At 67.7% G+C, this 23,372-nt stretch carries 10 protein-coding genes; 6 read left to right on the plus strand and 4 right to left on the minus strand.

All coding sequences use genetic code 11. From position 1 onward, the window contains the following. Positions 1-15: 15 nt before the first annotated feature. From AA0Z93_RS21390 to dsbG, 4 genes are all read left to right on the plus strand, one after another. The gene (locus AA0Z93_RS21390) at positions 16-1,944 is read left to right on the plus strand and encodes a transglycosylase SLT domain-containing protein (RefSeq protein WP_413047005.1); all 1,929 of its coding nucleotides are present in this window, start codon (positions 16-18) and stop codon (positions 1,942-1,944) included. A gap of 111 nt (positions 1,945-2,055) precedes the next feature. Beyond that, complete coding sequence (dsbD, locus tag AA0Z93_RS21395; protein ID WP_413047004.1) at positions 2,056-3,843, plus strand: protein-disulfide reductase DsbD; 1,788 nt, start codon at positions 2,056-2,058, stop codon at positions 3,841-3,843. Beyond that, on the plus strand, positions 3,843-4,667 hold the full coding sequence (locus AA0Z93_RS21400; protein WP_413047003.1) for a prolipoprotein diacylglyceryl transferase family protein: 825 nt from the start codon (positions 3,843-3,845) through the stop codon (positions 4,665-4,667). The genes dsbD and AA0Z93_RS21400 overlap by 1 nt, the downstream gene beginning before the upstream one ends. Before the next feature lie 2 nt (positions 4,668-4,669). Continuing rightward, a complete protein-coding gene (dsbG, locus tag AA0Z93_RS21405) occupies positions 4,670-5,425 on the plus strand; it encodes a thiol:disulfide interchange protein DsbG (protein ID WP_413047002.1) in 756 nt (251 codons plus the stop codon). A gap of 81 nt (positions 5,426-5,506) precedes the next feature. Here the strand turns inward: dsbG and AA0Z93_RS21410 are convergent, their stop codons facing one another. Together AA0Z93_RS21410 and AA0Z93_RS21415 are read right to left on the minus strand one after the other, a co-directional pair. Then, the gene (locus tag AA0Z93_RS21410; protein WP_413047001.1) at positions 5,507-6,304 is read right to left on the minus strand and encodes an RHS repeat-associated core domain-containing protein; all 798 of its coding nucleotides are present in this window, start codon (positions 6,302-6,304) and stop codon (positions 5,507-5,509) included. A 205-nt stretch (positions 6,305-6,509) separates the two neighbouring features. Next, the gene (locus AA0Z93_RS21415) at positions 6,510-19,460 is read right to left on the minus strand and encodes a non-ribosomal peptide synthase/polyketide synthase (protein WP_413047000.1); all 12,951 of its coding nucleotides are present in this window, start codon (positions 19,458-19,460) and stop codon (positions 6,510-6,512) included. A 651-nt stretch (positions 19,461-20,111) separates the two neighbouring features. Here AA0Z93_RS21415 and AA0Z93_RS21420 point away from each other — a divergent pair. Next, a complete protein-coding gene (locus AA0Z93_RS21420) occupies positions 20,112-20,642 on the plus strand; it encodes an RNA polymerase factor sigma-70 (protein ID WP_413046999.1) in 531 nt (176 codons plus the stop codon). A gap of 50 nt (positions 20,643-20,692) precedes the next feature. On the opposite strand, the gene AA0Z93_RS21425 is transcribed toward AA0Z93_RS21420, so the two are convergent. Further along, complete coding sequence (locus tag AA0Z93_RS21425) at positions 20,693-21,712, minus strand: GNAT family N-acetyltransferase (RefSeq protein ID WP_413046998.1); 1,020 nt, start codon at positions 21,710-21,712, stop codon at positions 20,693-20,695. A gap of 58 nt (positions 21,713-21,770) precedes the next feature. Further along, complete coding sequence (locus AA0Z93_RS21430; RefSeq protein ID WP_413048383.1) at positions 21,771-22,517, minus strand: substrate-binding periplasmic protein; 747 nt, start codon at positions 22,515-22,517, stop codon at positions 21,771-21,773. 193 nt (positions 22,518-22,710) lie between these two features. On the opposite strand from AA0Z93_RS21430, the gene AA0Z93_RS21435 reads away from it, so the two are divergent. After that, positions 22,711-23,274, plus strand: a complete 564-nt coding sequence (locus AA0Z93_RS21435; RefSeq protein WP_413046997.1) for an exonuclease domain-containing protein — start codon at positions 22,711-22,713, stop codon at positions 23,272-23,274. Positions 23,275-23,372: the final 98 nt, after the last annotated feature.

Here is a 23,372-nt window from a genome sequence, read left to right on the forward strand (position 1 = left end):
CTGCACGGACGTATCATGCGCAGCCGCCTGTTCCAGATCGTTTCCTGCCTGCTGCTCGGCGCTGCCGCCACCGGCGCGGCCCAGGCCACCGACCTCATCCAGCAACGTCAGTACTACGACGAAGCCAAGCGCGCCCTGGCCAAGGGTGACAAGGGCCCGTATCTGCGTTACGCCCAGGCCTTGAGCGATTACCCGCTGACGCCGTACCTGGCCTACGACGAACTCACCGCGCGGCTGAAATCGGCCAGCAATGCCGAGATCGAGGCATTCCTCAAGGAACACGGCGACCTGCCCCAGGCCAACTGGATGAAACTGCGCTGGTTGCGCTGGCTGGCCGAGCGCGGCGAGTGGGACACCTTCGCCCGCTACTACGACCCCAAGCTCAACTTCACCGAACTCGACTGCCTCAACGGCCAGTATCAGCTCAGCCACGGCCTGCACGCCGAAGGCCTGGCCAGCGCCGAGAAGTTGTGGCACACCGGCAAGTCGCAACCGGCGGCCTGCGACGTGCTGTTCGGCATGTGGTCGGCCGAGGGCCAATTGACCGAAGCGCGGCGCTGGGAACGTCTCAAGCTCGCCGCGCAAGCGCGCAACTACGGCCTGGCCAACGCCTTGGCCAAGACCCTCACCACGCTAACGGCCCAGGGCCAGTTGCTCATCGATGTGGCGCAAAAGCCCGAGCTGCTGAACCAGCCCTCGCGCTTCGCCCCGCCCAGCGAGGCGATGTCCGACATCGTCAGCCTGGGCCTGCGCCGCCTGGCCCGGCAAGACCCGGAACGGGCCATGTCGATGCTCGACGACTACGCCCAGCGCATGCACTTTTCCCGCGACGAGCAGGTGGCCATCGCCCGTGAGATCGGTTTGAGCCTGGCGCGCCGCTACGACCCGCGCGCCCTCGACCTGATGACCCGCTACGACCCGGAGCTGCGCGACGACACCGTCAGCGAGTGGCGCATGCGCCTGCTGCTGCGCCTGGGCCGCTGGCAGGACGCCTACGACCTGACCCGCCGCCTGCCCGCAGACCTGGCCAACAGCAACCGCTGGCGCTACTGGCAGGCGCGCAGCCTGGAACTGGCCAAACCCAACGACCCGCAGGTTCCTCAGCTGTACAAGGCTGTGGCCCGCGAGCGCGACTTCTATGGCTTCCTCGCCGCCGACCGTGCGCAAACGCCCTACCAGCTCAACAACAAGCCGCTGGTGCTGAGCCAGGCACTGGTCAACAAGGTGCGCAACACCCCCGGCGTGCGCCGCGCCCTGGAATTCCACGCGCGCGGGCAGATCGTCGACGGGCGCCGCGAGTGGTACTACGTCAGCCGTCATTTCAGCCGCGACGAGATGGTCGCCCAGGCGCGCCTGGCCTACGAGCTGCGCTGGTACTTCCCGGCCATCCGCACCATCAGCCAGGCGCAGTACTGGGACGACCTGGACATCCGTTTCCCCATGGCCCACCGCGACACCCTGGTGCGCGAAGCCAAGGTGCGCGGGCTGCATTCGAGCTGGGTGTTCGCCATCACCCGTCAGGAAAGCGCGTTCATGGACGACGCCCGCTCCGGGGTCGGTGCCAGTGGCCTGATGCAACTGATGCCGGCCACCGCCAAAGAGACGGCACGCAAGTTCAGCATCCCGCTGGCCTCACCCGCGCAGGTGCTCAACCCCGACACCAACATCCAGCTCGGCGCCGCCTACCTCAGCCAGGTGCACAGCCAGTTCAACGGCAACCGGGTACTGGCCTCGGCCGCCTACAACGCCGGCCCCGGCCGCGTGCGGCAGTGGCTGCGCGGTGCCAAGCACCTGAGCTTCGATGTGTGGGTGGAGTCGATCCCGTTCGACGAGACGCGCCAGTACGTGCAGAACGTGTTGTCCTATTCGGTGATCTACGGGCAGAAGCTCAATTCGCCGCAGCCTCTGGTCGATTGGCACGAGCGTTATTTCGACGACATGTAAGGGCGAAAGCGGCGCGGCCGACCGGCCCGCCGCGCCTCGCACAGCGTTAACTCCCCGTTAATCACCCCTCGCCAGGCTACGCGCTCCTTCACCGTCAGCAAGGCAACCGTGATGCGCGTTCTCCTTCTCTTCGCCAGCTTGTTGCTGAGCACCCTGCTCAGCGCCAATCCCTTCGCCAGCAAAGCGGATTTCCTGCCGGTGGAGCAGGCCTTCGACGTGACCCACGCGCGTCAGGCCGACGGTCGATGGCTGATCGATGTGCGCATCCAACCGGGCTATTACATGTACCAGAAACGGCTCAAGTTCGACGGCCTGCCTGCCGAACAGCACCCTGCCCTGCCATCTGCGCTGAACCACCACGATGAGTTCTTCGGCGACAGCCCGGTGTACCGCGAGCAGTTGCGCCTGCAGCTTCCGGCCGGTGCGCACGGCACGCTGCGGCTCGGCTGGCAGGGCTGCGCCGACGCGGGGTTGTGCTATCCGCCGCAGACCAGCGTGATCGACCTGGACGAGGGCGCGACACGCTCGGCTGACGCGACGACGTCGACGGTGGGTATCGCGGCGCAAACGCGTGCAGGAACGGACGAAGTCGCGAACGCGGACGCCGACCGGGCCGCTGACCAAGCCTTGGCCGGCGGCCTGCTCGACGGCTCCCTGGCCTGGAGCCTGCTGGCGTTCTTCGGCCTGGGGCTGCTGTTGGCCTTCACGCCGTGCTCGCTGCCGATGCTGCCGATCCTCGCCGGCCTGGTGCTGGGCAACGGCGCAAGCGTCCGGCGCGGCTGGCTACTGGCCGGCAGCTACGTGGGCAGCATGGCGCTGGTCTATGCCGCATTGGGCGTGCTGGCCGCGGCCCTCGGCGCCAGCCTGCAAGCCTGGCTGCAACAGCCCTGGCTGCTGGGCGCGCTGGCGGCATTGTTCGTACTGTTGGCGCTGCCGATGTTCGGGGCGTTCGAGCTGCAACTGCCGATGGCCCTGCGCGACCGCCTCGACCGCGCCGGGCGCAACACCCAGGGCGGCAGCCTGTCGGGCGCGGCATTGCTGGGCGCGTTGTCCGGCCTGCTGCTCGGGCCCTGCATGACCGCGCCCTTGGCCGGCGCGCTGCTGTTCATCGCGCAGAGCGGCGATCTGCTGCAAGGCGGCCTGGTGCTGTTCAGCCTGGGCCTGGGCATGGGCGTACCGCTGTTGCTGCTGGTGACCCTGGGCAATCGCTTCCTGCCGCGTCCAGGGGCATGGATGGACCGAGTCAAAGCGGTGTTCGGCTTCGTCTTCCTGGCGATGGCCTTGTACATTCTGCGCACTGTGCTGCCGGCCCCGCTGCTGTTGGGGCTGGCCGCAGCCTGGCTGCTGAGCCTGGCCTGGAGCGCTTGGCAGGTGCTGGGCGCACGGCCGCTGCTGCGTGCGTTGCCGGCACTGGCCGGGCTATGGGGCGGGCTGATGCTGGTCGGCGCCGCCGCCGGCGGCGGCGACCCGTGGCAACCGCTGCGGCCGTTCGCGGCACAGCCTGTGGCCATGGCCGCGCAGCCCGCGACGCAGACCTTCAGCACGGTGACCTCGCCGAGCCAACTGCAGACCTCCCTCGACGCCGCCAAGGCAGCGAAGCAGTGGGTCATGCTCGACTACACGGCCGACTGGTGCGTGGCCTGCAAGGTCATGGAGCAGCAGGTCTTCGCCCGCGCCGACGTGCAGGCCAGCCTCGCGGCCGTGCGCCTGATCCGTGTCGACGTCACCCGCGATTGCGCCGACAGCCGCGCGTTGTTGCAGCGGTATCGAGTGCCAGGCCCACCCAGCCTGCTCTGGATCGGCCCCGACGGCGAGGAGCGCCGCGCACGGCGCATCACCGGGGCCGTCGACGCCGTCGATCTGCTCGAGCATTGGGCGCTGACCAGGAGCCAGGGCTGATGCTGACCGTCACCCTCGGACCGCTGACCATGGCCCTCAACCACCTGCTGTTGCTCGCCGCCCTGGGCCTGGCCAGCCTGCTCGGCTGGGCCGTGGGCAGGCGACGCGGGGCGAACCCCGAGTCGGCACTGTTCAACCTGTTTCTGTTGGGACTGCTGGGCGCACGTATCGGCTTCGTGGCGGCCTACTGGCCTTTGTACTGGCAAGACCCCGCGCAGATCGTCGACATTCGCGACGGCGGATTCCAGCTCTGGGGCGGTGTGCTCGGTGTCGCACTGGGTGGCCTGTGGTACGGACAGCGGCGCCCGGCGCTGCGGCGGCCCTTGGCCTGGGCCCTGGCCAGCGGCGCCGTGTTCTGGTGCCTGGCGTCGCTGGCCAGCCACCTCTACGACAAGGGCACCGAGCTACCGGCGATCAGCCTACGCGATGCCCAGGGTCAGGCCGTGGCCCTGCACAGCTACCGCGGCCGCCCACTGGTGGTCAACCTATGGGCCACCTGGTGCCCGCCGTGTCGCCGGGAAATGCCGGTCTTGCAAGAAGCGCAGCATGACTACCCACACGTGACGTTCCTCTTCGTCAACCAAGGCGAAACGCCGGCCAGCGTGCGCACATTCATAACTACCACTGGCCTGTCCCCCTCCCACGTACTGTTCGACGGCACGGGCGAGCTGGCTCGCAGCGTCGGCTCCATGGCCCTGCCCACCACGCTGTTCTACAGCGCCGAAGGACGGCTGATCGGCAGTCACCTCGGCGAGCTGTCGCGCGCCAGCCTGCGACATGCCCTCGAACGCTTCGACGCCACCCCCTCCGAACAAGGAAATTGACCATGCGCCTTTCCCTTCTGCCGCTCACCCTCGCCTTGCTTGGCGCTTCGCTGGCACAGGCCGCCGAACTGCCCGCGCCCATCCAACAGATCGAAGCCAAAGGCGCCGTGATCAAAGGCCGCTTCGACGCGCCCGGCGGCCTCCAAGGCTACGCCGCCGAGTACCAGAATGACGCCTTGGCGCTCTACCTCAGCGCCGATGGCGAACACGTGCTGGTCGGCAACCTGTTCGACGCCAAGGGCAACGACCTGAGCGCCAAACCCCTGGACGAACTGGTCCACCAACCCATGAGCAAGGCGGCCTGGAGCCAGCTGGAGCAGACCACCTGGATCGCCGACGGCAAACCCGACGCGCCGCGCATCCTCTACGTGTTCAGCGACCCGAACTGCCCGTACTGCACGATGTTCTGGGAGCAGGCTCGGCCCTGGGTCGAGGCAGGCAAGGTGCAACTGCGCCACATTCCGGTCGGCATCATCCGCCCCGACAGCCCAGGCAAGTCGGCCGCGCTGCTCGCCGCGAAAGACTCGGCCCAGGCGCTGCACGACCACGAAGCGGCCGGCAAGAAGAGCACGCTAAAGCCACTGGCGCAGATTCCGGCACCGATCGAAAAACAATTGCAGGCCAACCTGCGCTCGATGGAGGCACTGGGTCTGCACGCCACGCCGGCCATCTTCTACCTCGACGACGAAGGCCGGCTGCAACGCCAGCAAGGCGCGCCGCAGGCACAAATGCTGGAGAAGATGTTGGGTGAACGCTAGGACTCACAGCCTTGCACTTAAAGCGGACTACGGATGCCGGAAATGAAACCTGGTCGATATGCTGGGCAAATGCGTCTGAGGTTAACGTCGTGCGTTTGACCTGACAGCGTTGAGGCGTCCTTCGATCTGAAACGCAGCGCCGCTCGGCGAGGGCTGCACTGTATGCGGCCGATAATCGAACAGCGCGTAATTGGGATCTTCAGGGTCCATCTGATCAATGATTTTGAACCAGTAATTGTCGAACGTACCATTCGCCAAAATAGGTGCATTGTCATCCACCCAGAGCACACCTCGATAGCCTGTAACGGGTGCTTTTGTGAACGCAGTCATCTGTTCGATAAATGACGGGCCGCCCTCCTCAGTCCGGTCCGCGGAATGACAGGCCAGCACATGGACTTCCTTCCCTGCAACTTCGATACCCTTGCGCTTCAACGCGTCCACCACCGCAAACGCCTTGAGCTTGACTGTGCGCATTCCAATTCGGCCGGGCGCGCCATGCGCCCCGATGTTGAGAACCTGCCTGCCCGGTTCGGGTTCGGTGTTGAAGACGCGCATGTTATCGACGACCTGGATCGGCCCACGATAATAGAAACCAGGACGAGGCGTGGGATGGGGCGCGTTACCGCTTGGATCGCTGAGGTTGATCGGATCGCCCTTCACAAAGGCGTAAGCATTGATCCCACCCATGCCGAAAGGCGAGAAGACGTCGTCAGATAAGAAACGCATGAGTACAGGACTGTAGAAACGCCGACCGGCCCCAAGCGGGTAGCATTGGCTGTAATCGTTGAAATGTTCTCCTTTGAACTTGAACATCGCGGACTTGCCATTACCGAAACCGTAAGGGGTGTATGCCGATCGTGTCGCATTGTGAGAAGTCATTATTATCTCCCTGGCTGGACAGGCGAGATTTTCAAGGCAAGGTAAACGCTCGCGAAACTGATAAATCTGTCAGGCCCATGCAAACCGACGGCGAGGTCTATGACACTTCTCCTGCCCTGGAACCTTATGCGATCGTCCGGTGCGCTTCATTGAATCTATACGTGTGATAAGGCCGCAGCGCGGCCCTATGCATATCGACCCTGGACTACAACCCCTCCAACTCCGCCATCAGGTCACTCAACCGATCCACCTTGTCATCGTCCAGCACGCTGCCCTGCAACCCGCGCACATACTCGGCCAACGCCTCCACCGTGCTGCACTCGAACATCGCCCGCAGCGGCACATCGAGCTGCAACTGCTTCTGCACCCGCGAAGCGATCTGCGTCGCCAGCAGCGAATGCCCGCCCAAGGCGAAGAAGTTGTCGCGCACGCCCACCCGCTCGGCGCCGAGCACCTCGGCCCAGATGTCGGCCAGGGACTGCTCCAACGCATCGCGCGGCGCCACGAATTCCTCGCCTTGGGCCACACCGATCTCCACCGGCGGCAGCGCCTTGCGGTCGAGTTTGCCGTTGGCGTTGTGCGGCAGTTCGCTCAGCCAGGCGAAGTGCAGCGGCACCATGTACTCGGGCAAGGCCGCGCGCAGGCGCTGCTTGAACCGTTCCACCAGCGCCGCATCGGCCGCCACGCCTTCGCGCGCCACCAGATGACCGACCAGGTGACGCCCGGTAGCGCCGTCCTGCACGCCGACGGCCACGTCGCGCAGCTCGGGCTGTTCGTGCAGGCGGGCTTCGATTTCGCCCAGTTCGATGCGATAGCCGCGGATTTTGACCTGATGGTCGATGCGTCCCACGTACTCCAGCACGCCATCGGCACGCCGCCGCGCCAGGTCGCCGGTGCGGTACAGGCGCTCGCCCGGCGCGCCGTGCGGGTGCGGCACGAAGGCCAGCGCCGTGCGCTGCGGGTCGCCCACGTAGCCGCGGCCGACGCCGGTGCCGGCCACGCTCAGCTCGCCCACCGCACCGAGCGCCACCAGCGCTTGCTCCCCGTCGTACAGGTACAGGCGGTTGTTGTCGGTCGGCGTGCCGATGGGCAGGTAGCTGCCTTGGGTGGACGCGACGTCGACGCGGAAGAAGGCCACATCGTCCGAGCACTCGGCCGGGCCGTAGGCGTTGACCAGGCCAATGCCCGGGTAGCGCTGCAACCATTGCGCCGCCAGCTCAGGCGGCATGGCCTCACCGGTCGGCAACATCCAGCGCAACCCCGCCAGCGCCACCGGTTCAGCCGCGAGCATGCCTTGGATCAGCGACGGTACGCTCTCCAGCACGCTGATGCCGGTCTGCGCCACGTGCGCCAGCAAGCCCTGCGGATCGTGGGCGATGGCATTCGGCACGATCTCCACACAGGCGCCGAACAGAGGCGCTGCGAGGAACTGCCAGACCGAGATGTCGAAGCTTTGCGACGCGGTCTGGGCGATCACGTCGTCAGCGCTCAGGCCAAGGTAGGGCACCTTGCTCAACTGGTTGTTGAGCATGCCGCGTTGCTCGACCATCACCCCTTTGGGCTGGCCGGTGGAGCCGGAGGTGTAGATCACGTAGGCCAGATTGTCCGGCCCGCTGTAGACGCCCGGATTGTGGCTGGGCACGGCGCTGGCCTGGACCTCTTCCCAGATCAACAGACGTGGGCGGACCGCGCCTGCGAGCTCATCCAGCAAGGCGCTGGCTTGTTCGGCGCAGGCCGCGCTGCACACCAGCAGCGGTGTGCGGCTCAACTCGACGATGCGTTGCAGGCGCGCGCCGGGCAGGCCCGGGTCGAGCGGCAGATAGCCGGCGCCGGCCTTGAAGCTGCCGACCATCATGCCGAGCAGCGGCAGCCCGCGCTCGGCGAGCAGGGCCACCGGCTGATCGATTTCCACCCCGGCCGCCAGCAAGGCATGGCCCAGGCGGTTGGCCGCCAGGTTCAACCCGGCATAGTCGAAGCTCGCCTCCAGGCAGCGGGCCACGGTGCGCTGCGGCTGGGCCGCGACCTGCGCCTCGAACAGACGCACGTAGCCCTGCTCCAGCGGATAGGCGCGCGCCGTCTGGTTGCAGTCGTGCAACAGGAACTGCCGCTCGGCCTCGCCGAGCAGCGGCAAGGCGCCCATGTCGGCGTCGAAGTGCTCGGCCAGGGCCAGCAGCAGGCGCTTGAACTCGCCCAACAGACGTTCGACCGTGCTGGCGTCGAAATAGCGTTGGTCGTAGGACAGGTGCAGGCCCAGGTCGTCGCCGGGGTAGCACACCGCCGTCAATGGGAAGTTGGTGTGCGTGCGACCCGAATCGGATCGGGCGTTGAGCTGCTGGGCATGGTCGAGCACCGCGCTCTGCACCGGTGCGTTCTCGAACACGAACAGGCTGTCGAACAGCGGCTGGCCCTTGGGCAGCTCGCTGCACGCCTGGATCGCCACCAGGGGCAGGTATTCGTACTCGCGCAACTCCAGGTTGCGTTCCAAGAGGCCTTGCAGCCACTGGCGCACGCTCAGGCGCTGCCCGGGTGCCGGCAGTTGCACGCGCAGCGCCACGCTGTTGATGAACAGGCCGACGGTCTGCTGCATCTGCGGCAGGCTCACCGGACGGCCGGCCACGGTCACGCCGAAGGCCACGTCGCGCTCGCCGCTGTAGCGCGCCAGCACCAAGGCCCAGGCCGCCTGGGCGAAGGTGTTGACGGTCAGCTGATGGGCCTGGGCCAGTTCGCGCAGGCGTGCGCCCTGCTCCGCTTCCAGGCGGGTGTAGCAATCGCCCACCTGCATGCCGTCGCCGGCATGCTCGTTGCGCAGCGGCCGATCGCTGGGCAGCGCAGTGGCGCGCTCGAAGCCGGCCAGGTTGCGTTGCCACCACTGGCGCGCTTCGTTCAGGTCCTGGTGCTGCAACCAGCCGATGTAGTCGCGGTAGCGCGGCGGCGGCGGCAACTGCGCCGCCTGGCCGGCGCCCAGGGCCTGGTAGAGGACGAAGAAGTCGTTCATCAGCAACGAGCGGCACCAGGCGTCGATGAGGATGTGGTGGTTGCTCATCATGAACCAGTAGCGCGCTTCGCCTACGCGCACCAGGCGCAGGTGGAACGGCGGGGTTTCCAGCAACGCGAAGCCGGCCTCGCGCTCGGCCTTGTGCAGCGCTTGCAGGCGCGTTTCCTGAGCGTCGGCGTCGAGCTCGCGCCAGTCCTGATAGTCGACCTGCACCGCGCCGGGTTTGTGGATGATCTGCAGCATGGCCTCGCCGGCGTTCCAGCTGAACGAAGCGCGCAGCGCCTCGTGGCGGGCCACCACGGCCTGCCAGGCGGCGGCGAAACGCGGCTGGTCCAGGGCGCTGTCGATGCGGTAGCGGTCCTGCATGTAGTAGATGCCGGTGCCGGGCTCGAGCAGGGTGTGCAGCAGCATGCCTTCCTGCATCGGCGTCAGCGGATAGACGTCTTCGATCTCGGCGGCGGGCACGGGCAATTGGTCGATCTGCGCCTGGGTCAGGGCTGCCAGGGCGAAGTCCGACGGTGTGAAGCCACCCTGGCCCGGCGTCAGGCAATGCCCGACCAGCGCCAGCAGTTCGTCGCGATAGGCCTCGGCCAGCCCGCGTACGGTGGCTTCGGCGTAGCGCTCGGCGCTGTAGGTCCAGCGCAGTTGCAAGGCGCCGGCATACACCTGGCCGTCGACGCTGAGCCAGTTGGGCAGCGGCGCGTCGAGGTCATGGGCCAGACCTGCCGGGGCGTCGAGCGGTTGGAACAGGGCGGCGGCGGCGAACTGCTGGTCGAACTGGCCCAGGTAGTTGAAGGTGATGCGCGCCTGGGGCAACGCCGCCATCTGCTCGCGCACAAGTGGTTCGGCCAGGTAGCGCAGCACGCCATACCCCAGGCCCTTGTGCGGCACCTGGCGCAGTTGTTCCTTGATGCGCTTGAGCGACGCGCCACGGGCCGCCTCGTCGGTGCCCGCGACCGGGCTCAACCGCAGCGGGTAGGCGTTGGTGAACCAGCCGACGCTGCGGGTCAGGTCGATGTCGTCGAACAGCCCGTCGCGGCCATGCCCTTCCAATTGCACCAGTGCCTCGGGCGCGCCGGTCCAGCGGCACAGCACACGGGCCAGGGCCGTCAGCAGCAGGTCGTTGACCTGGGTGCGGTAGGCGGCAGGCGCCTGTTGCAGCAGCTGCTGCGTCTGCTCGGGCGCCAGGTGGATGACCACGCTCTGCGCATGGCGCTGCAAGTTGCCGCCTTGCGGGTGGTCGCAAGGCAGCTCCTGGCCGACCGCGCGCAACTGGGTTTGCCACCAGTGCAGTTCGTCGCGCAGCGAATCGCTGCCGGCGTACTGCGCCAGGCGCGCGCTCCAGTCACCCAGGGCGTGGGTCTTGGCTGGCAGCGGCTGGCCGCGATACAGCGCCTGCAAGTCTTCGAGCAGCACGCGCCAGGACACGCCGTCCACCACCAGGTGATGGATCGCCAGCAGCAAACGCTGCTCGCCGCGTCCATCGCCGACCAGCAGGCCGCGTAGCAGCGGCCCTTCGGCCAGGTCCAGACTGCGCTGCACGTCGCTGTACAGCGCCTGGCAGTCGTCCAGGTCGGCGACTTCGGCGTGCCACAGCAAGGTCTGTTCGGTGATGGCGGCATAGCTGGCCTGCCAGCGGCCCGCCGTCTCGGTGAAGCGCAGGCGCAAGGTGTCGTGGTGGGCCACCAGCGCATGCAGCGCGCGCTGCAACGTGTCGGCATCCAACGCTTGGCGGGTCTGCAAGAGGATCGCCTGGTTCCAGTGCTGCGGCGCGGGCACGTCGCTGTCGAAGAACCAGTGCTGGATCGGTGTCAGGGCGCTGCCGCCCTGGCGCGCGCCCTGCTCGACCTGGGTCGCCTCGGCGCCCTGGGTGACCACAGCGGCCAGGGTCTGGATGGTCTGGTGCTGGAACAGGTCACGCGGGGTGAACTGCAAGCCCAGTTGCCGCGCACGGCTGACCACCTGGATCGACAGGATCGAGTCGCCGCCAAGTTCGAAGAAGTTGTCCTGTACGCCCACTTGGGCGAGGTTGAGCACCTCGCCCCAGACCTGCGCGAGCTGCGTTTGCAACGCATCGCTGGGCGCCTGGTAGCCCTGCTGGGCCTGTTGCAGGTCGGGCGCGGGCAAGGCGCGGCGGTCGAGCTTGCCGTTGCCCATCAAAGGCAGCCGACCGAGCAGCACCAGGTGCGCCGGCACCATGTGCTCGGGCAGTTGCTGGCGGGCATGGGCCTTGACCGCGTCGCGCAGCGCCGCCTGGGTCGCCGCGTCGGCCTGGGCGAGGTCGCTGACCAGATAGCCCACCAGTTGTTTGCCGCCCGGCAGGTCGAGGGCCACCACCACCGCCTCGTCGACTGCGCCGTGGTCTTGCAGACGGCTTTCGATTTCGCCGAGTTCGATGCGAAAGCCACGGATCTTCACCTGCTGGTCGGCGCGACCGACGTATTCCACCAGGCCGTCGGCGCGTAGCCGTACCAGGTCGCCAGTGCGGTACAGGCGCCCGCCTGCGTCGCCGAACGGATCGGCGACGAAGCGCTCGGCGGTAAGGCCCGCACGTGCGTGGTAACCCTGGGCCAGGCCTGCGCCACCGATGTACAGCTCACCGATGCCGCCCTGCGGCAGCAGCGCCAGGTCTTCGTCGAGCACATAACCGCTGCGCGCACCGATCAGGTGGCCGATCGGCACGCTGCCGGCATCGCTCGGCAGCGACGCAGGTGCGCTGCAGGCCAGCGGCATGACCACGGTTTCGGTCGGCCCATAGGCGTTGAACAGCTCCGCAGGCTGGAAGGCTTCGCGCAAGCGTTGCAGGTGCTCGCCGGTCAGCGCCTCGCCGCCGGTGATGACCAGGCGTACCGGCAGCGTCTCGCCGCGAGCGAGCAGGTGCTGCGCCAACTGGCTGCCGTAGCTGGGGGTGAAGCCCAACACGCTGACCCGCTGTTCGCGGATCAACTGGCAGATCTCCTCGGCGCCCCACTGGCCCTGGGCGCGCAGCACCACGCGAGCGCCACTGAGCAGCGGTACCAGCAGGCGTTCGCTGGCGGCGTCGAAGTTGATCGAATAGAAGTGCAGCTCGCAGTCGTCGCTGCGCATGCCGAAGGCGCGGATCACCGCCTGGCAGTGCATGGCGATCTGACCGTGCTCGACCACCACGCCCTTGGGCTGGCCGGTCGAACCGGAGGTGTAGATGACGTAGGCCGGATGCTGCGCCAAGCTCGCCACGTCGGGCGCTTGGATCGGGTATTCGGCCAGGGCCGCGTGGCCCTCCTCCGGGCTCCATGGACGTACGTTCGCCGGCAGTTCGCCCAGGCGCTCCAATAGCGCTTGCGGGGCGATCAGCAGTTCCAGGCGGCTGTCGCGGATCAGGTAGTGCAGGCGCTCGAGCGGGTACTCCGGGTCGAGCGGCACGTAGGCGCCGCCGGCCTTGAGGATGGCCAGCAACCCGACCACCAGGTCCAGCGAGCGCTCCAGGGCCAGGCCCACGCGCACGTCGGGGCCGACGCCTCGGGCACGCAGCGCGTGGGCCAGACGGTTGGCGCGCTGCTCGAGCTCGGCATAGCTCAGGTGCTGGCCGGCGAAGGTCAGCGCCAGGGCGTCGGGGGTGCGGGCCGCCTGGGCGGCGAACAGGCCATGCACGGTCTGGGTCAGGTCCGGATCGGGCTCGCCTTGCAGTTGGCCGAGCAGGCGCTGGCGCTCGTCGCCGGTCAGCATCGGCAACTCGGCCAGGCGCTGCTGCGGATCGTCCAACAGGCCTGTCAGCAGGCGTTGCAGGTGTTCGGCCAGGCGCGCGATGCGCGGCTCGTCGAACAGGTCGCGGCTGTAGGTCAGGCAGCAGCCCAGGCGGCCGTCGAGGTCGGTGACCTCCAGGTACAGGTCGAACTTGGTGGCGCTGGCGTCGTTGACCAGGTAGTCGACCTGCATGCCCGACAGCTCGCGGCTTTGCTGGAAGGTCCAGCGCTGCACGTTGCACATCACTTGGAACAGCGGGTTGTAGGCGCTGCTGCGCGGCGGTTGCAGGGCGTCGACCAGCTGCTCGAACGGCAGGTCCTGGTGCGACTGGCCGTCGATGACCGTGTCGCGCATCTGCTCGAGCAGCGCGAGGGCGCTCATCTGCCCGTCCACCTCGCAGCGCAGCACCTGGGTGTTGAGGAAGGCGCCGATCAGCGCTTCGCTTTCCGGGCGGATGCGGTTGGCCACCGGCGCGCCGATGCGCAGGTCGCGCTGGCCGCTGTGGCGGTACAGCAAGGCGGCCAGGGTGGCGGTCATGGTCATGAACAGGGTCAGGCCATGCTGGCTGTTGAAGGCGTGCACGCGCTCGACCAGGGCGGGCGGCAGGTCGAAGCGGTAGAGCCCGCCACGGTGGCTCTGCACCGCCGGTCGCGGCCGGTCGCTGGGCAGCGCCAGCACGGGGTGCTCGTCGCCCAGACGGGCCTTCCAGTAGTCCAGTTGGCGCTGGCCTTCGCCGGCTTCGAGCCACTGGCGATGCCAGACGCTGTAGTCCAAGTACTGCACCGCCAAGGGCGGCAGCGGCGAGTCGCGCTCGTCGACGAAGGCTTCGTACAGCTCGCCCAGCTCGCGGGCGAAGATATCCATGGCCCAGCCTTCGGTGACGATGTGGTGCAGGGTGAGCACGAAATGGTGCTCGCGCTCGCCGGTCTTGGCCAGGCAGGCGCGCAGCAAGGGGCCGCGCTCCAGGTCGAACGGCAGGTGCGCCTGCTGGTCGGCCAGCCGTTGCAGCTGGCGTTCGCGCACGGCCGGGTCGAGGTCGGAGAAATCGTGCCAGCCGAGCGTCAGGCCGGCGTTGTCGGCCACGCACTGGAACGGCTTGCCGTCGATGCTGGGGAAGGTGGTGCGCAAGGCTTCGTGGCGCACCAGCAGCGCCTGTACAGCGCGCTCGAAGGCGTCCACGTGCAAGGCGCCACGCAAGCGTGCCATGCCACCGACGTTGTAGGCCGGGCTCTCGGGCTCCATGTGCCAGAGGATCCACATGCGTTGCTGGGAGTGCGACAGCGGCACGGCCTGGCGGCGGTCGACGCGGGCGATGGCGCCCTGCCGATTGCGCAGGCCGCTGGCCTGGACGCGCGCGATCTCGGCGCAGAACGCGCCCAGTTCGCTGGCCTCGAACAGTGCCTTGAGCGGCAGCTCGACGTCGCACGCCTGGCGGCTGCGCGAGACGATCTGGGTAGCCAACAGCGAATGGCCGCCGAGGGCGAAGAAGTCGTCCTGCAAGCCTACCTGGGCCACGCCCAACACTTCGCACCAGATCGCCGCGACCTGCTGCTGCAAGGGCGTCTGCGGCGCGACGTGCGCGCGCTGCTGCCAAGTGGGTGCCGGCAAGGCGCGACGCTCGACCTTGCCGCTCGGGCCCAAGGGCATCTGCGCCAGGTGCAGCAGTTGCGCGGGCACCATGTAGGCCGGCAATTGCGCGGCCAGGGCAGCGAGCAGTTCGGCGCTGCGCTCGCGGCCGCTGTAATAGCCGACCAACTGCGCACCGACGGCGTCTTGATGGATCAGCACCACGGCCTGCTCGACGCCGGCCTGGGCCAGCAGCTGCGCCTGCACTTCCTCGGGCTCGACGCGGAAACCGCGCACCTTCACCTGCTGGTCGAGGCGCCCGAGGTATTCCAGCGCCTGCACGCCGGCGTTCCAGCGGGCGCGGTCGCCGCTGCGGTACAGACGCTGGCCGTCGCCGGCGGGGTCGGGCAGGAAACGCTCGGCGGTCAGCCCAGGCCGGCCCAGGTAACCCCGGGCGAGCCCGGCGCCGCCCAGGTACAGCTCGCCGGGTACGCCCAGGGGGCTCAGCTGCAGGTCGGCATCGAGCACCTGGCAGCGCACGTTGGCCAGCGGCCGGCCGATGGGTGACAACGTGCCGTCGCTGGCCTGGCAGCGCCAGTGGGTGACGTTGATCGCGGTTTCGGTAGGACCGTAGCGGTTGTCCAGCAGCACCTGCGGCAATACCTGCATGGCGCGCTCGCGCAGCGCCGCGGGCAGCGCTTCGCCGCCACAGAACAGGCGACGCAGCGTGTGACAGCGCGCGGCCTCAGGCTCTTGCAGGAACACCTGCAGCAGCGGTGGCACGAAGTGCAAGGTGGTCACGGCGAACTGCTGCACCAGGCGGGCGATGCGCTGCGGGTCGCGGTGCTCGCCAGGCCCGGCGAGCACCAGCGAACAGCCGCTGAGCAATGGCCAGAAGCACTCCCACACCGATACGTCGAAACTGATCGGTGCCTTCTGCAAGAGCACGTCGCTGGCGTCCAGGGCGTAGTGCGCCTGCATCCATTGCAGGCGCTCGGCCAGGGCGGCATGGGTGTTGCCTACGCCTTTCGGCCGACCGGTGGAACCGGAGGTGTAGATCACATAGGCGAGGTGTTCGCCGTGCAAGTGCAGGCGCGGGGCCTGGCACGGCCAGTTGTCCAGGTGCAGTTGGTCGAGGGCGATGACGCTGAGCCCGTCGCGCTGCGGCAGGCGGCCCAGCAAGTCGCTATGGCTGAGCAGCAGCTCGGCGCCACAGTCGTCGAGCATGTAGGCCAGGCGCTCGGCCGGGTAGTCGACGTCGAGCGGCACGTAGGCACCGCCTGCCTTGAGGATCGCCAGCAAGCCGACCAGCAGTTGCGGCGAGCGCTCCAGGGCGATGGCCACGCAGGTGTCCGGGCCTACGCCCTTGTCGCGCAGGTAATGCGCCAGGCGGTTGGCCTGCTGGTGCAAGGCGGCGTAGCTCAGGCTGCCGCCGTCCCATTGCACGGCGATGCGCTCGGCGCAGGCGCGGGCCTGCTCGTCGAGTTGCTCGGGCAGCAGGCGTGCGGCCGCCGCGGCCGGCGCCTCCCCCCAGGCCAGCAGCTGCGCTTGCTCGGCGGCGCTCAACAGGTGCACGGCATCCACGGCCAACTGCGGCTGCGCGCAGACCTGTTCGAGCAAGGCCAGCAGGTGCCCGGCCAGGCGTTCGACGGTGCTGGCGTCGAACAGCGCCGAGGCATAGTCGAAGGCCAGGCTCAGACGGCCCTGGTGGTCCTGCTCGCTGTGCAGTTGCAGATCGAACTTGGCCTCACGGCTGTGCCAGGGCAGCTCTTGGGCCAGCAGCCCAGGCAGCCGGCGCAGCGCCGAGAGGTCGCGTTGCTGGTGGTTGAACATGACCTGGAACAGGCCCTGTTCGCGGGCCTCGGGCAAGGCTTCGAGCAGCTGTTCGAAGGGCAGGTCCTGGTGTGCCTGGGCGTCCAGGGTGTGGCTGCGCACCTGGTCGAGCAGCGTGCTGAACGGCAGTCGCGCGTCGAGCTCGCTGCGCAGCACCTGAGTGTTGATGAAGAAACCGACCAGCCCTTGGGTGTCGAGCCGAGGGCGGTTGGCGTTGGGTATGCCGACGCGGATGTCGCTCTGGCCGGTGTAGCGGTACAGCAACGCCTGCCAGCCGGCCAGCAGCACCATGAACAGGCTGGCGCCCTGGTCGCGGGCCAGCCGCTCCAGCGCGTGGCACAGTGGCGCCGGCACCTTGACCTGCACGCGCGCGGCACGGCGATCCTGGGCGCTGCCGCGCGGATGATCGGTGGCCAGGTCGAGCACCGGCAGCGCGTCACCCAGACGCTGTTGCCAGTACGCCAGTTGCCGTGCGGCCTCGCCGTCGGCCAGCCATTGCCGCTGCCATTGTCCATAGTCGGCATACGCCAGCGGCAACGCAGGCAACTGCCCTGCGCTGTCGGGCGCGGCATACAGACGAGCGAATTCGTCGAGCAGGATGTTCAGCGACCAGCCGTCGGCGACGATGTGGTGTAGGGTCACCCACAGCTGGTGCTGCTCGTCGTCCAGGCGTACCAGGGTGACCCGCAGCAGCGGGCCTTGGCGCAGGTCGAAGGGTCGCTGGGCTTCGGCCTCGCGCTGGGCGGCGACTTCGGTGTCGCTCAGCCCTTGCAGATCGCGATGGTCCAGCACGAAGGGTCGTTCGCCATGGACGTGCTGGAGCGCTTGACCCTCCACTTCACTGAACAGGGTGCGCAGCGATTCGTGGCGCGCCACCAAGGCCTGGAAAGCACGCTGCAGCGCATCGACGTCGAGTTCGCCGCGCAGGCTCAAGCCGGCCGGTACGTTGTAGGCGGCCGACTCGGGCTGCAGCTGCCACAACAGCCACAGGCGGTTCTGCGCCAGCGACTGCGGCACGGCCTGGCCTTGCGCCTGGCGTGCGATGGCGGTCGGCGCCTGGGTGCCGCCGGCGAGCTGCTCGCCGACCGCCGCGCTGTAGGCAGCGAGGGTCGGCGCCTCGAACAGCAGGCGCAGGCCCAGGGCTACGCCCAGCTCGTCGGCCAGACGTGCGGTGAGCTGGGCAGCGGCAATGGAATTGCCGCCCAACAGCAGGAAGTGGTCGTCGGCGGCTACCGTCGTGAGCTTGAGCTGCTCGCACCACAGCGCGGCGATGCGCCGCTGCAGGGCGTCGTGCTCGGCCGCCGCTGCCTGTCGGGCCTCCACGGGTGCGGGGAAGCGGGCATAGCAATCCAGGCTGCCGTCGTCCATGCGCTGGCGGCAGGCCGAGCGCTGCAACTTGCCGCTCGAGGTCTTGGGCAAGGCGCCGGGGTTGAGCAACAGCACCACGGCCGGCGCCTGGTCGCAGGCCTCGGCGACTGCTTGGCGCAGGCGCGCGATCAATTCGTCGGCCGGCAGGGATTTCTGCACGCTGCGGCCCACTTCCACGGCCACACCGATGCCCTCCTCGCCCTGCTGCTCGACCGTGAACACTGCCACCCGGCCTTTGCGCAGGCCCTCGACTTCGCGTTCGAGGGTCTGTTCGATGTCTTGCGGGTAGAGGTTCTGACCGCGGACGATGAGCAAGTCTTTCAAACGACCGCTGACGAACAGCTCGCCGTCGCGTACGAAGCCCAGGTCGCCGGTGCGCAGCCAGGTCCGGCCGTCGCGGGCGACGAAGGTGCGCGCGCTGGCCTCGGGGTTGCGCCAGTAGCCGTGGGCGATGCTCGGCCCGGCCGCCCAGATTTCGCCGACCTGGTTGTCGGCCAGCACGGCCAGGCTGTGCGGTTCGACGATCTGCACGGCGTGGCCGGGCTGGGCGAAGCCGCAGCTCATCAGTACGCTGCCTTGGCCCGCTTCGATGCGGTGCGCGGCCAACGCCTGGGCATCGACCCGCAAGGCCGGGATGCCGCCACCGCGGCGGCTGCCGCTGACGAACAGCGTGGCCTCGGCCAGGCCATAGCTGGCGAAGAAGCTCGAAGCGTCGAAGCCGGTCGAGCGGAAACGCTCGGCGAAGCCGGCGAGGCTGTCCTGGCGGATCGGCTCGGAGCCCGAATAGGCCACCCGCCAGCGGCTCAGGTCGAGGCCGGCCAGGGCCGCGTCGCTGACCCGCTCGCTGCACAGCCGATAGGCGAAGTCCGGGCCGCCGCTGATGGTGCCGCCATAGTCGCTGATGGCCTGCAGCCAGCGCTGCGGCCGGGCGAGGAAATAGCCGGGCGACATCAGCACGCACGGCACGCCACTGTAGATCGGTTGCAGCAGCCCGCCGATCAGGCCCATGTCGTGGTACAGCGGCAGCCAGCTGACGATCACGTCGTCCGGGTTGAGGTCGATGCCGAAGCCGTGGCGAATCAACGCTTCGTTGGCCACCAGGTTGCCGTGGCTGACCTGCACGCCCTTGGGCAGTGCGGTGGAGCCGGAGGTGTACTGCAAGAACGCGATGTGCTCGTCGGCCAGCACCGGCGCTTGCCAGGCTTCGGCCCAGGCGGGGTCGAGGCGGTCGACGGCCAGCAGGGTCGGCGCATCGGTGCGCTGCAACGCTTCCAGGCCTTGCAGGCTGTCGTTCAGGGCCTGGACGGTCAGCAGCAGCCGCGGCTGGGCGTCGTCGATGATCGACAGCAGGCGCTGCTGGTGGTGCGGACGCGAGGATTCGGGGGGATAGGCCGGGACGGCGATGATGCCGGCATACAGGCAGCCGAAGAACGCCGCGACGTAGTCCGGGCCGCTCGGGAACAGCAGCACTGCGCGCTCGCCAAAGCCCGCGCGGGCCTGCAAGGCGGCGGCGATGGTGCGGGCGCGCCGGTCGAGTTCGCGGTAGCTGAGTACGGCCTGGTCGCCGGGCTGGTCGGCGAGAAAGCGCAAGGCGACCTGCTCGGGGCTGCGCGCGGCGCGCTGCGCCAGGGCCTGGACCAGCGTGGGCGGGCGTTCGAAGGCGTCCATCATGGAATGTTCCTGCCAGAGTCTGGGGAGATCGCGCCAGCGCAACCGCGCAGAGCGCGGCGCCGGACGGCGATGGGATACCCAAGAAACGGACGGAGCACTGCGGAAATTAACGTCCTCTGGTCAGCGGCGTTCGGGGCCTGAGCTCGTTCGCGAAGGCTCACGTGGGGGCGACTGCGGTCAGTGACACGATGCGGGCCGCCTAGCGGCTCATGAAAGCCATCGGAGCGCCGAACCGGCCGCTGCGACACAGATGGGACAATGCCAGCCAGCCGAGCCGGCATAGTATCGACCGGCGCTGCTCCTGCAGCCCGTCGCGCTGATCGCAACCCCGAACCGGCCGCTCCTACAGGATTTGGAGCGGCCGGTTCGGGGTTTCGATCAGCCGCGATGGCTTGCTTGGGACTTTCGTTCGGCTTGGTCAGGAGCCTTGAGCCGTTCTTGTGAGTCCCTGCAGCGCCATGGACCACTTCCCCAAACGCACTCGCCCGGGACGGTCGGGTCGCAAGCCGCAATCATGACGAATCAGAAAAATTCCGAAACTTATTAACTTTCGCAATTGACAATCATTATCATCTTGCATAATTTGTCGTCCGTCTTGGGACATGCCTTACAGACCGCATGTTCTTTTCCTCTTGAGACCAGGTGATTTCCATGGCGGAACAACTATCCACAAGTAAGTGCGATTCACCATTGCTCCAAGCATTCGTCGACAACCGCAACATCCTCGTGAAGATCGCCGCGCGCATCACCGGCTGCCGCTCGCGCGCCGAAGACGTGGTGCAGGATGCCTTCTTCCGGCTCGCGGCCGCGCCGCAGATCACCTCTTCGTTCAAGGCCCAGCTCAGCTATCTGTTCCAGATCGTGCGCAACCTGGCCATCGACCACTACCGCAAGCAGGCCATGGAGCTGAAGTATTCCGGCCCCGAGGAGGAAGGCCTCAACGTCGTCCTGCTCAATGCCTCGCCCGAGGCCAGCCACATCAACTTCAATACCCTGGAACACATCGCCGTGGCGCTCGACGAACTGCCCCAGCGCACCCGTTACGCGTTCGAGATGTACCGCCTGCATGGCGTGCCGCAAAAGGACATCGCCAAGGAGCTGGGCGTGTCGCCGACCCTGGTCAACTTCATGATCCGCGACGCCCTGATCCACTGCCGCAAAACGGCCAGCCGCCACGCCTGAACACTGACCTTCCAACGGCCGGCACCCTCTGCCGGCCTAGGCCGCTGCGCTCAGGCGAGCGGGCAACGGTCGAAGAAACGTTCGCGCCCCAAGACCATCAACGCCGCCCGCTTGTGCGGGAAGTCGAAGGCTTTTTCGCAATGGAAGCCCACGGCCTGCATGTAGCCGATCATGCGCTGGTTGTCGGCGCGCGGCTCGGCGACCACACGCTGGGTGCGAGGATCGTCGAGGAACAGGTAGTGCACCAGGGCCGTCATCCAGCTGGCGACCTTGTGCGGGCCGCGCTGGTGCTCCTCGCCGACCAGCATGTGAATGCCGCGGTCGTAGTCGTCGGCGCAACAGAACGGCGCGATGCGGTCTTCCTTGGCCCAATAGGCTTCGAAATAGGCGAACGGCTCGTCGTCGAAGCAGCCGATCAGGGTCAGCGTGTGCGGATCGGCCGCCAGGTTCTGCAGGTACTGGCGGTGCCGCTCCAGGCTGCCGCCCTCCTCCCAGAACGCCAATACCCGCGGATTGTTCTGCCAGCGATTGAAGCGCGACAGGTCCAGTTCGATGTCCAGCGCACGCAACGACACCCAAGCGCCGAGGTGCGCATCGTAGCGGCGGTACACCTCGCCAGTGGGTTTGAGCGGCCGGCGCGGGTGGCGCTTGCCGTCGCTCATCACGTTGTGCGCCGGATACACCGGGCGCAGGGCCTCGCCGAGCCAGGGCTGGGGCAGTTGCCAGAACAGCGCCCGCTCGCAGATGAACTGGCCGGGGCGCTCGCCGCCGAGCAACAGGCCCGAGGCCAGGCCGGCGGCGGCGATGTTCGGCTCGGGCAACTGCAAGGCCAGGCGTTGGCACTCGGGGTGGTTGGCGAACCACCAGTAGCAGGCCGCCCATAGGCCTTGCTGCGGGCGCTCGGCGCACAGCGTCTGCACCGTCAGCGTCGGCGCCGCCCCTGCCGTCAGGCCCAATTGAATCAGGGGGCGGCCTTGCAGGCTCAGGTTCAATTGCCCGTCGCTGCGCTCGGCGGCAAGGCTGCGCCAGCACGGAGGGGTGGGGAGGTGCGCGGATGCGGCGTCAGGCATGTGCGAGGCTCATGATCGAAAGGGACACTTTGCACAAACGTGCGCGCGCGCAGGGAATTTAAGCCTTGGGCACAGGCTTCACGGCGATCCGGTACGGCCCGAAGATACGTTGCAGCTCGCCACTGCCGCGCAGCTGTTCGAGCAGCGCAGCGAAGGCCGGGCCATCGATCGGTGCTTGAGGGCGCAGGATGGCATAGTGGCGGTACACCTGATCGAAGCGCTCGGAAACCAGCAGCGTCTGCGCGCTGGCCGGGTGGCGGACGAGGAAATCGCTGAGGTAGGAGCGCGCCACGAGGGTGATGTCGGCGCGCCCGCGCTCGACCATGTACAGGTTGCTCTCGTGGGAGTAGGTCAGGCTCGCGTCGAAGGTCTGCATCAGGTAATGGCGATCGGCGTTGAATCGGGCGAAGGCGTAGTGGTAGCCGCTGAACAGTGCCAGGCGCTTGCCGGCCAGGCTGTCGAAGTAGGCCTGGGTACGCTGGGGCGCGCGACGGGCGACGAACAGCTCGGCATCTTCCAGGCCCATGTCCACTGCCTGGTGGGGAATGGCGTCCCAGCCCCAGGCAGGGTTCTCGAAGATCGCCAGGTCCGTGCGACCGCTCTGCAGGTCGGCGAAGCGGCGCGGAATCGAGGTCGGCACCAGCACGAAGTGGTAGCGCTGCTGCGCGCCGTTGAGCGCATCTGCCAACTGCTGCAGCAGGCCTTCGTCGCGACCGCGCTCGGGCCGCTGGGTATAGGGCGGGAAATGCGCGGCACCGATGCGCACTTGCTGCGGCTCGGCGGCCTGGGCCACGGCCGGCAGCAACCCGCACAGGACGAACGATAGGCAGTACGCTGCGGTCTTTACACGGGACAGTTGGCTCAAGATGACTCTCGTTGCGATGACAGGAAGCCTTGCCCTTTCAAGCTAAGCGCTTTGTAGCGCCGTTACAACCGCTGGCAGCAGGTGCGGAGCCAGACCTTGGCTACGCTGTAGCCATCACTCTAAGGAGCCTGCCATGGGCCATTGGTTGGTCATTGACCTGGAAGCCACGACCGACGAAGGCGGCTGGCCGGTCACGGACATGGAAATCATCGAAATCGGCGCTACCCTGGTGACCCGCGAAGGCCGCGAGGTGGACCACTTCCAGCGCCTGGTACGCCCACGACGCAGACCGCAGTTGACACCGTTCTGTCGGCAACTGACGCACATCAGCCAGGCCAGCGTCGATGCTGCGGCCTCGTTGGCCCAGGTGTGGGCGGCCTTCGAGCCGTGGCTGGCGCAGCATGGCGAGCGCTTGCAGGCCTGGGTGAGCTGGGGCGACTACGACCGCCAGCAGTTGTTGCAGGAATGGCGCCTGAACCAGATCCACAGCCTGCTGGCGGACCTGCCGCACATCAACCTCAAGCAACGCTTCGCCAAGGCCCGCCAGCTGCAACGCCCGCTGGGGCTCAACGGCGCCCTGCACCTGGCCGGCCTGCAGTTCAACGGGCAACAGCATCGCGCCCTGGAAGACGCGCGCAACACCGCACGCCTGCTTCCCCTGAGCTTGCCGCTGCAAGGGCGCCAAGGCTTGGCCTGACGGCTGTGAAACGCAGCGAACCGATCTTTTTCGACGAAAACCTAAAGCAGATGACGCTGGTCGGTGCCTTCGGCATACTGGCCAGCCCTTTTCTTGCC

The organism is Pseudomonas phoenicis (genome assembly GCF_047302395.1).
Taxonomy (GTDB): Bacteria; Pseudomonadota; Gammaproteobacteria; order Pseudomonadales; family Pseudomonadaceae; genus Aquipseudomonas.

Bases quoted from the DNA above. Each gene is read 5' to 3' on its own strand.
- AA0Z93_RS21390 (WP_413047005.1), top strand. From the start codon at position 16: ATGCGCAGCCGCCTGTTCCAGATCGTTTCCTGCCTGCTGCTCGGCGCT.
- dsbD (WP_413047004.1), top strand. From the start codon at position 2,056: ATGCGCGTTCTCCTTCTCTTCGCCAGCTTGTTGCTGAGCACCCTGCTC.
- AA0Z93_RS21400 (WP_413047003.1), top strand. From the start codon at position 3,843: ATGCTGACCGTCACCCTCGGACCGCTGACCATGGCCCTCAACCACCTG.
- dsbG (WP_413047002.1), top strand. From the start codon at position 4,670: ATGCGCCTTTCCCTTCTGCCGCTCACCCTCGCCTTGCTTGGCGCTTCG.
- AA0Z93_RS21410 (WP_413047001.1), bottom strand. From the start codon at position 6,304: ATGACTTCTCACAATGCGACACGATCGGCATACACCCCTTACGGTTTC.
- AA0Z93_RS21415 (WP_413047000.1), bottom strand. From the start codon at position 19,460: ATGATGGACGCCTTCGAACGCCCGCCCACGCTGGTCCAGGCCCTGGCG.
- AA0Z93_RS21420 (WP_413046999.1), top strand. From the start codon at position 20,112: ATGGCGGAACAACTATCCACAAGTAAGTGCGATTCACCATTGCTCCAA.
- AA0Z93_RS21425 (WP_413046998.1), bottom strand. From the start codon at position 21,712: ATGCCTGACGCCGCATCCGCGCACCTCCCCACCCCTCCGTGCTGGCGC.
- AA0Z93_RS21435 (WP_413046997.1), top strand. From the start codon at position 22,711: ATGGGCCATTGGTTGGTCATTGACCTGGAAGCCACGACCGACGAAGGC.